This window comes from Caulobacter sp. Root1472 (assembly GCF_001426985.1).
In the GTDB taxonomy this organism is placed as follows: domain Bacteria; phylum Pseudomonadota; class Alphaproteobacteria; order Caulobacterales; family Caulobacteraceae; genus Caulobacter; species Caulobacter rhizosphaerae.
Window position 1 is genome coordinate 48,928 of the sequence record NZ_LMFX01000025.1, and the last position, 9,195, is coordinate 58,122.

11 protein-coding genes are annotated in these 9,195 nt (G+C 67.6%); 6 read left to right on the top strand and 5 right to left on the bottom strand.

The genetic code is table 11. The annotated features are described in order from the left end of the window. Positions 1-173 precede the first annotated feature (173 nt). Positions 174-1,655, top strand: coding sequence for an NAD(P)/FAD-dependent oxidoreductase (locus ASD47_RS17350; protein ID WP_056759261.1), 1,482 nt, complete (start codon positions 174-176; stop codon positions 1,653-1,655). Positions 1,656-2,020: 365 nt separating this feature from the next. Here ASD47_RS17350 and ASD47_RS17355 read toward each other — a convergent pair whose 3' ends face one another. The 3 genes from ASD47_RS17355 to ASD47_RS17365 all read right to left on the bottom strand — a co-directional run bounded on the left by ASD47_RS17355 (position 2,021) and on the right by ASD47_RS17365 (position 4,380). Further along, positions 2,021-2,839 (bottom strand): alpha/beta fold hydrolase, encoded by an 819-nt coding sequence (locus ASD47_RS17355; RefSeq protein ID WP_056759263.1) that lies wholly within the window; start codon positions 2,837-2,839, stop codon positions 2,021-2,023. A gap of 81 nt (positions 2,840-2,920) precedes the next feature. Continuing rightward, positions 2,921-3,571, bottom strand: a complete 651-nt coding sequence (locus tag ASD47_RS17360) for a DUF3052 family protein (RefSeq protein ID WP_056759265.1) — start codon at positions 3,569-3,571, stop codon at positions 2,921-2,923. A gap of 2 nt (positions 3,572-3,573) precedes the next feature. Then, entirely contained in the window at positions 3,574-4,380 is an 807-nt protein-coding gene (locus ASD47_RS17365) for a crotonase/enoyl-CoA hydratase family protein (protein ID WP_056759267.1), read from the bottom strand. Between the two features lie 311 nt (positions 4,381-4,691). Between ASD47_RS17365 and ASD47_RS17370 the strand changes: the two genes are divergently transcribed. After that, on the top strand, positions 4,692-5,042 hold the full coding sequence (locus ASD47_RS17370) for a response regulator (RefSeq protein WP_056759269.1): 351 nt from the start codon (positions 4,692-4,694) through the stop codon (positions 5,040-5,042). Positions 5,043-5,194: 152 nt separating this feature from the next. After that, positions 5,195-5,806, top strand: a complete 612-nt coding sequence (locus ASD47_RS17375) for a pyridoxamine 5'-phosphate oxidase family protein (protein ID WP_056759271.1) — start codon at positions 5,195-5,197, stop codon at positions 5,804-5,806. A gap of 98 nt (positions 5,807-5,904) precedes the next feature. Here ASD47_RS17375 and dksA read toward each other — a convergent pair whose 3' ends face one another. Further along, complete coding sequence (dksA, locus tag ASD47_RS17380) at positions 5,905-6,333, bottom strand: RNA polymerase-binding protein DksA (protein WP_012287706.1); 429 nt, start codon at positions 6,331-6,333, stop codon at positions 5,905-5,907. A 173-nt stretch (positions 6,334-6,506) separates the two neighbouring features. Next, positions 6,507-6,935, bottom strand: coding sequence for a flagellar assembly protein FliX (locus tag ASD47_RS17385; RefSeq protein WP_056759273.1), 429 nt, complete (start codon positions 6,933-6,935; stop codon positions 6,507-6,509). A gap of 232 nt (positions 6,936-7,167) precedes the next feature. On the opposite strand from ASD47_RS17385, the gene ASD47_RS17390 reads away from it, so the two are divergent. From ASD47_RS17390 to ASD47_RS17400, 3 genes are read left to right on the top strand one after another with little or no spacing between them, the layout of a single operon-like run. Continuing rightward, on the top strand, positions 7,168-8,280 hold the full coding sequence (locus ASD47_RS17390; RefSeq protein WP_056759275.1) for a flagellar basal body P-ring protein FlgI: 1,113 nt from the start codon (positions 7,168-7,170) through the stop codon (positions 8,278-8,280). Continuing rightward, the gene (locus ASD47_RS17395) at positions 8,280-8,594 is read left to right on the top strand and encodes a rod-binding protein (protein ID WP_056759277.1); all 315 of its coding nucleotides are present in this window, start codon (positions 8,280-8,282) and stop codon (positions 8,592-8,594) included. The genes ASD47_RS17390 and ASD47_RS17395 overlap by 1 nt, the downstream gene beginning before the upstream one ends. 5 nt (positions 8,595-8,599) lie before the next feature. Further along, positions 8,600-9,046, top strand: a complete 447-nt coding sequence (locus tag ASD47_RS17400) for a hypothetical protein (protein ID WP_056759278.1) — start codon at positions 8,600-8,602, stop codon at positions 9,044-9,046. The last annotated feature ends 149 nt before the right edge of the window (positions 9,047-9,195 follow it).

The following is a 9,195-nucleotide window of genomic DNA, read 5'->3' on the forward strand; positions in this document are numbered from 1 at the left end:
GGCGTCGACGTCCGCCGGTCATGAGCGCGGTGCGACGGCTGGGGACACGCACAAGCGCATGTCCCCGACGCCGCGGTTGACGTCCGGCGTAAACGGTCGTTTGCTGGTGAACAATGTTCACATACGCGAGCGTCCGGACCACCGGGCCGGGTGAACGTCAGGGCGGAAGCACGATGGCCATCGAGCACTTCGACGTACTGATCGTGGGCGCGGGCCTCTCGGGCATCGGCGCGGCCTACCACCTGCAGCGCGACTGCCCGGGCAAGACCTACGCCGTCCTTGAGGCGCGGGCGGCGATCGGCGGCACCTGGGACCTGTTCCGCTATCCCGGCATCCGCTCCGACAGCGACATGTACACGCTGGGCTACGCCTTCAAGCCGTGGCGTGAGGCCAAGGCCATCGCCGACGGCCCGTCGATCCTGCGCTATGTCCGCGAGACCGCCGACGAGAACGGCATCACCCCGCACATCCGCTTCGGCCACAAGGTCAGGCGGGCCAGCTGGTCGTCGGAGACCGCCGCCTGGACCGTCGAGGTCGAACACGAGGGCGCGATCCTGAAGGTCAGCTGCGGCTTCCTGTCGATGTGCAGCGGCTACTACAACTACGACGCCGGCTACACGCCCGACTTCCCGGGGACCGACCGGTTCCGGGGTCGGATCGTCCATCCCCAGCACTGGCCGAAGGACCTGGACTACGCCGGCAAGCAGGTCGTGGTGATCGGCAGCGGCGCGACGGCCGTGACCCTGGTCCCGGAAATGGCCAAGGCCGCCGGCCACGTCACCATGCTGCAGCGCTCGCCGACCTATGTGGTCTCGCGGCCGGCCGAGGACGGACTGGCCAACTGGCTGCGGGCCCGGCTGCCGGCCATGACCGCCTACGGGATCACCCGCTGGAAGAACGTGCTGATGCAGATGCTGTTCTTCCGGATTGCTCGCCGCAAGCCGGAGAAGACCAAGCAGCAGCTGCTGGGCCTGGTGCGCCAGCACCTGGGACCCGACTACGACATCGAGACCCACTTCACGCCGCGCTACAATCCGTGGGACCAGCGGCTGTGCCTGGTGCCGGACGCCGACCTGTTCGACTCCATCAAGGCCGGGACCTCGTCGGTGGTCACCGACCAGATCGAGACCTTCACCGAAACCGGCCTGCGACTGAAGTCGGGCAAGACCCTGGACGCCGACGTGATCGTCACCGCCACTGGCCTGCGCATGCAGTTGCTGGGCGAGATGGAGGTGGTGATCGACGGCCGGAAGGTCGCTCCGCACGAGACCACCAGCTACAAGGGCATGATGTTCAGCGACGTGCCGAACCTGGCCTCGACCTTCGGCTACACCAACGCCAGTTGGACTCTGAAGGCCGACCTGACGGCGGAGTATGTCTGCCGCCTGCTCAACCACATGGACCGCACGGGAACCCGGATCTGCACCCCACGCCTGCCCGAGGGTGAGATGGAGATCGAACCCTGGCTGGACTTCTCCTCGGGCTACGTCCAGCGGGCCCTGGCCGTCCTGCCCCGCCAGGGGGCCAAGGTCCCGTGGAAGGTGCACCAGAACTACGCCCTGGACCTGGTGGCCCTGCGCTACGGCAAGGTCGACGACGGGACGATGGAGTTCTCGAAGGCCAGGGCGCCGGCCAAGGCCAGGACGGCGGCGTAGGCTCCGCGTCGGACAGGCGAACCGAAGGCCCGATTGGCGCGGCGCGGGAAAGTTTGCGACCGAAGCCTCGCGAACACGTTATCTTATCGCACGACGTGTCACGGATGGCCTGTGAGCCGGCGCGCAATCGGCCGGAGCTAGGCGTACGGAAAAGCTAGACGTCGTCCTCCAGCGGGCGAGACGCGCGATACGCGCGGCCTCGGAGTTGATCCAACAATCGCGGGACATCCTGGCCCGCCTGGAGGAAACCAGGATCCGCAATCTCGCGGTCCGGCAGGCTTGCTTCGAGACGGCCGTTCGCCTGGGAGCCGACCGTGCCAGCTCTGAGCCGAAGTCCGCCCCCCCCCCCGAGGCTCTCAGTATCCCTATGCCGGCGCCTTCTCGCCTTCAGCCTGCGCCAGGAAGGCCAGCGTCACGTCGACCAGCCCCGGGGCGTCAGACATCTCGTAGTGGGTGACGCCCGGTAGGATGGCCAGGCGGTGGCGGGACATGCCGGCCCCGTCCCAACCCGCGTCGCGCAAGCCTCCGCCCAGCAGCTGGTAGAAGCGCACGATGTGCTCGGGTTCGAACATGTCGCTGTCGCCATAGACCAGAAGCGTGGTCGGCTTCAGGGCCCTGGCGTCCTCCGACCAGTCGTAGGGCCGGCGAATGGCCTCGCCCATGCGCTCGACGAACTCGGGAAAGTCCTCCACCCGCGGCGCCACGGCCTTGTATCCGTCATAGAGCGCGGTCCGCATGAACATGTCGGCGCTGTCGCGGGTAATGGCCTTCTGCTGCTCGCGGATGTCGGCGTAGAAGCCCGTGTCGGCATAGGGCGCGGAGGCCAGGACCAGCTTGCCCACCACCTCGGGATGCTGCGCCGCCAGGCGGAACGCGACCATGCCGCCGAACGAGAAGCCCATCACGTCCACCCGCTCGAACCCGAGGGCCCGCACCAGAACCGCCAGGTCGTCGCCCATGGCGATCGGATCGATCGGTCGGTCGGTCAGCGCCGTGCGGCCATGGCCATAGAGGTCGACGGCGATCACCTGCCGCCCCGCCGCCAAGCGGCCCAGCACGGGCCCGAACATGTCCATCGTGCCGAACCCGCCGTGCAGCAGCAGTAGGGGCGCGCCGGCGCCGTGGATCTCGTAGCCGTAGCGGACGCCGCCCGCCTCGACATGGCCTTTCTGGATGGGGTTCATCGCCGGTTCTCCGTTACTCGCCTCCCAAGGACGCGGCCAGGCGAGCCGGCCCGACAACGGCGCGAGAATAATCCGGAAAACCTACGCCTCGTCCTCGAAGCCCTCGTCGTCCTCGACCGGCGCGGCCTTGACCGGCGGACCGCCCTTGCGCGCCACGAACCGCAGCGCCGTATGGGTCTTGGAGAACGCGCAGACCTTCGTATCCACGAGCCCCCGTTCGCGGGCGGCGGCCAGGATCTCGGCGTCCTTCAGCGGCGCGCCCTTGCCCTTCTGGGCGACGATCCAGAGCGCGCCCTTCGGCCCCAGCCCGCCGGCCAGGTCTTCGAGCTGGTCGAAATCGGCCAGGTCCTCGACGCCCAGGAACAGCAGGTCGATGTCCTCATAGGCCTCGACCGGTTCGACCCGGGTCGACAGCTCGTCCAGGAACGCCGCGTCGTCGATCGCCTCGACCACCACCGTCTGGCCCGCCTTGACGCCCAGCTTGTCGAGACGGCCGGGCGGGTTCTGGATGGCGTGCAGCCACTTGGCCGCCTGACCCGGCTCCAGGGTGAAACGCGTGCCGTCGGTCAGCACCAGGTCGTCGCCCTCGACCCGCAGGTCGCGCAGGGCGTGACCCTGGAAGATGCCGCGCACCGCGCCGCGGAAGATCAGCTTGGGCGGCTCCCACAGCAGCTTGCCGTCGCTCTCGCCGTCCGACAGCTGGCCCCAGACGCCCTTGGCCTCCTTGCCCATGGTCACGACCCCCGGAAGTTGGGTTGGCGCTTCTCGAGGATGGCGTCGACGCCCTCCATGTGGTCGTCGGTGTGGTGGGCGATGGCCTGGGCCGCTGCGCTCATCTCCATCAGGGTGTCGTAGCTGGCGGTCTGGCCGTGCTTGAGCAGGCTCTTGCCCATGCGCAGGGCGTGCGGCGGCTGCTGGGCGATGCGCGTGGCCAGGGCCAGGGCCTCGTCCATCAGCGTCTCGGCGGGCACGGACTTGCTGACCAGGCCCCAGGCCTCCGCCTTGGCCGCGTCGATGACGTCGCCGGTGAACAGCAGCTCGGCGGCGCGGCTCATGCCGATCGTGCGCGGCATCAGCCAGGCCCCGCCGTCCCCTGGGATCAGGCCCAGCTTCAGGAAGGTGACGCCGAACTTCGCCGTGTCGGCGGCGATGCGGATGTCGGTCATGCAGGCCACGTCGCAGCCCAGGCCGATGGCCGCGCCGTTGACCGCCGCGATCGACGGGACCTCCAGGCCGTAGATGGCCCGCACGATGCGGTGGATGTTCTTGCGGTAGCCGTCGCGGACCTTGACGCCGTTGCCGCCGAACGCCCCCTCCCGCGCCTTCATCGCCTTGACGTCGCCGCCGGCCGAGAAGGCCCGGCCCGCCCCGGTCAGGATCACGCAGCGGATGTCCTGGTCGTCGTTGATCGCCTCGCAGGCCGCCGCGACCTGGTCGCCGTCGCCGGGCGCGCCCAGGGCGTTCAGGGCGTCGGGTCGGTTGAGAGTGAGAATGGCGACATGGCCGCGCTTCTCGGTCAGGATCAGGGGGTCTTGCGACATGCCAGCGGCTCCGGGTGTTTCGCCCTGCATAACGCAAATCACGCAGGGAGAGGCAAGAGACCAGCGCTCGCCCGACATCGTTCTACAAACTAAGGTTAATCCCTGACTTCGCCCAAAATAGACAAGACTCTGGGCTTCTTACTGTGATCACACACAAGACCTGGAAGATCTTGGACAGTGAGAACAAGACGCAACAGCAGCCCTGCGACATTTTAGGCAAGCTGAGCCATAAAAACCGTTAGCGTAGAAGAGAATCATAGGTTTTTACTAGGACCAGGGACGATTTTGAAAAGCGGTGGCGTGTAGTGCTCATGTCCCACAGACATGCTTTGATCATCGAGGATGAAATCCTCATCGCGATGGAAGTGGAGGCCCTGCTTGGCGAGCAAGGGTTCGACAGCTTCGACATCGCGGAAAGCCCGCAGGACGCGCTGGATTGCGCGCTGCGACGTCCGCCTGACCTGATCACGGCTGACTATCGCATCGTAGGCGGCACCGGCGTCGAGGCGGTCACCGCCATTCTCGCCCGGCTGGGACCGATCCCCGTGGTCTATGTGACCGGCAACGCCGACCAGTTGGGCGCCCGCACCCGCGCTGTGGTGGACAAGCCGATCTCGCCCCACCGTCTGGCCGAGGCCTGCGCCATGGTCGCCGGCGCCTAGAGCAAGCCGCGCGAGATAAGAGTCGACCGACTAGCTCTAGGCTTTTGTTTTCGCATCGCTTTCGCGGAAAACCGGCGTCCACTTTTCCGCGCGATGCCCTAGGCGTTCCCGGCCGAGCACGGCTATGCTGGCGGCTCGCTAGGGAGCCGCCCATGATCATCGACAGCCTCGAAGCGCTTGAGGCGCTCTACACGCCGGCCCCCGCCGCGGCCTCCACCGTCAAGGTCGCCGACCGCATCACCCCGCACTACCGCGCCCTGATCGAGGCCTCGCCGTTCCTGGCCCTGGCCACCGCCGGCCCCGAGGGCCTGGACTGCAGCCCGCGCGGCGACCGGCCCGGCTTCGTTCGGATCCAGGACGAGCGGACGCTGATCCTGCCCGACCGGCGCGGCAACAACCGCATCGACAGCCTGCGCAACGTGGTCCGCGACCCGCGGGTGGCGCTGATGTTCCTGATCCCCGGCTCGGGCACGACCTTCCGGGTCAACGGCCGGGCGGCAGTCAGCGCCGATCCCGACCTGCTGGCGAGCTTCGCGATCGACGGCAAGGCGCCGCGCACCTGCCTAGTGGTCACCGTGGTCGAGGCCTATTTCCAGTGCGCCCGCGCCATAGTCCGCTCGGGCCTGTGGAATGCGGAGAGTCAGGTCGATCCCGCCGCCCTGCCCTCGCCCGGCGCGATGCTGGCGGCGATTAGCGGGGATACCGTAGGCGGGGAGCGTTACGACAAGGCCTGGCCGGAGCGCGCGGCCGCGACGCTGTGGTAAACCAACCCCTCCCCTACGGGGGAGGACCAACGAAAACGGCCTCGCCCGGGTGGGGCGAGGCCGCTTGAAACACATCGAAGTCGAAGGTCTGTGAACCTTCAGTCGTCGCGGTGAACCCGTTCCCGGCGTTCATGGCGTTCCTGGGCTTCCAGGCTGAGCGTCGCGGTGGGCCGCGCGTCCAGTCTCGCCAAACCGATCGGCTCGCCGGTTTCTTCGCAATAGCCGTAGGAACCGTCTTCGACCCGACGCAACGCCTGGTCGATCTTGGAGATCAGTTTTCTCTGACGATCCCGAGTGCGAAGTTCCAGCGCCCGGTCAGTTTCCGACGACGCACGATCGGCGAGGTCGGCATGGTTTTCAGTTTCAGCCTGCAGATGGGAAACCGTCTCGCGAGATTCGCGGAGGATCTCTTCTTTCCAGGCCAGGAGCTTCTGCTTGAAATATTCAAGCTGACGCTCGTTCATGAATGGCTCGTCGTCCGAAGGACGATACGAATCCGGTACCTTAAGAACAGTGGCCGTTTGCATTAACGCCTCACGCCCCGATGAACTCCGCCCAGGTCAGGCGGGGTGCTTATACCAAAACGATAGCCCGGTTCAATGAACCTCGCATGAGCGGCGCATTCAGCACCGTGCACGGATGCCCCGATCCTGGGGATAGCCGCTGAACCGTGTTCTTTAGGATACGGTTTCATTCGCGATCAGCCCAGCCGCGCCTGCTCGAGCTTGGCCGCCTCGACCGCCGCGCGGGTCTCGATCTCGTTGAGGATCGCCTCCAGCTTGGGGTCGTCGGTAGCCTCGCGATGCTCGCGCACGGCGCTCTTGAGCCGCGACAGCGTGCCGGTCGAGACCTCGCCGTCCAGGGTGGCCAGCTTCAGGGCGTCCAACAGGTCCAGCAGGCCGCCGGCCCGCTTGACCGCCCGACGCTTGCGCTCCATCGGGTCGAGATTGGCCTGCAAGGCCAGCAGGGCGTCCAGCGAGCCGATCCCGGCCACGCCGCCCGCCTGGGCCACGCCGCTCGCCGCGGCCGCGCCGCCGACCGAAGGCAGGGAAAAGCCCGATCCGCCGCCTGCCGGTTTGGCCCGCGATGCGCCAACCGCGCCCGCGCCTCCCGTGCTGGAAACCTTCATGACGAAACGCCGCTCCAACGCCGAAACGAGGGATTCACCCCTCCCCGTTAACCACATCTTGCGGGGCGGCGCTTGCGGTATGGTTAATGCCGGGCAGAATCTGCCGAAGCGGAATGTCGCAGGCAGAAAATCGCCCCGCGCCGACTGATTTTATTGAGCTTTTTATCCACAAACGGTTGGCCCGGTTCTGGCATGGGACGGTGCGGGGATGCCACCCCACCGCAGGATCGCCATGTCTCGTTCATTCTTTGCTTCCGTTCTGGGCCTCGCCCTCGCCGCCGTCGCCCTGGTCGCCTCGCCCGCCGACGCCAAGTCGCGGATCAAGGACATCGTCGCCTTCGAGGGCGTGCGCGACAACCAGCTGGTCGGCTACGGCATCGTCGTGGGCCTGAACGGTTCGGGCGACAGCCTGCGCAACGCGCCGATGACCAAGCAGAGCCTGGAGGCCATGCTCGAGCGCCAGGGCGTCAACGTCCGCGACGGCAACCTGAACACCAAAAACACCGCCGCCGTCATGGTCACCGCCAACCTGCCGCCCTTCTCGGCGGCCGGCGCGCGCGTGGATGTCACGGTCTCGACCCTCGGCGACGCCAAGAGCCTGCTGGGCGGCACCCTGCTGGTCACCTCGCTGCAAGGCGCCGACGGCCAGACCTACGCGGTGGCGCAAGGCTCGGTGCAGACCGGTTCGGTCTCGGCCGGCGGCGCCTCGGGCAGCTCGGTCACGAAGGGCGTCCCGACCGCCGGCCGGATCGCCGCCGGCGGCATCATCGAAAAAGAGACCGGCTTCCAGATGGTGAACATGGACGTGCTGCGCATGACCCTGCGCAACCCGGACTTCACCACCTCGCGCCGCATCGCCGACGCCATCAACCAGCGCTTCGCCAACTGCGCCCAGGCCCAGAACCCGACGATCGTCGCGGTCCGCCCGCCGGCTGGCATGGACATGATCAGCTTCGTCACCGCCATCGAGAACCTTGAGGTCGAGCCCGACGCCCCGGCCAAGGTGATAATCGACGAGGTGGCCGGCGTGATCGTCATGGGCGACGACGTCCGCATCAGCCAGGTGGCGATCGCCCAGGGCAACCTGACCATTTCGGTCCAGGAGACCCCGGCCGTCAGCCAGCCGGCCCCGTTCAGCCAGGGCCGCACCGCCATCGTCCCGCAATCGACCGTCAGCGTCGACGAGGAGAAGGGTCGCAAGCTGCTGACCCTGGGCGGCGGCGCCTCGCTGAAAAGCCTGGTCGGCGGCCTGAACGCCCTGGGGGTGACCCCGCGCGACATGATCTCGATCCTGCAGGCCATCAAGGCCTCTGGCGCCCTGCAAGCCGACATCGAGGTGATGTGATGAGCCTGTCGACGATCGCCACGCCCGCCCTCGATACGGTCGGCCCGACCGCCGCCTCGACCGCCGAACTGCTCAAGCGCGGCAAGATCCGCGAGACGGCCCAGAAGTTCGAGGCCTCGTTCCTGTCGGTGATGATGCAGTCGATGACCGCCGGCATGAAGACGCCGGAGGTCGGCGGCGGCGGGACCGGCGAGGACATGTTCAAGTCCCTTCTCGCCGAGGAGATGGCCAAGCAGGTCTCCAGGGCCGGCGGCGTCGGCGTGGCCGCCGCCGTGCAGAAGGAAATGCTGAAGATGCAAGGTCTGAAGGAGTAGCCCGCATGGCCCTCACCGCCCTCGACTGCGACGACCGCGTCGAACAGCTGATCATCCTGACCGAGCGCCTGACCGACCTGATCGCCCGGCAGTCGGCCGCCTTCGAGGCCCGGCGCCCGCACGAGGCGGCGCAGTACGTCGATGAAGTGGCCAAGCTGGCCAACCTCTATCGCCACGAGTCGACCCGGGTGCGCGGCAACGTCGCCCTGGTGTCGGGCGCCGCGCTCCAGCGCCGCCAGCGCCTGGTGCGCGCCACTGAGGCCTTCGACGCCGTCCTGGCCCGCCAGGGTCGGGCGGTCGCCGCCGCCAAGACCGTCACCGAAGGCCTGGTCCGCGCCATCGCCGCGGAAGTCGCCGAACAGCGGCCGACGGCGTCCGGATACGGCCCGGGCGCTCAGGGCGCGGCCTATCGGCAGAACGGCACCGCGATCACGCTGAACCAGCGGGCCTAGTCGCTCCTCTCTCCCCTTGCGGGAGAAGGTGGCGGCCGAAGGCCGACGGATGAGCAACCATGTTGATCAGGCGTGGCGAACCCAGGGCTGCTGTCGCTTGAGGACGAGGTTTGCGGCTTCGACGAGTTTTCGCATGACGGCGACGATGG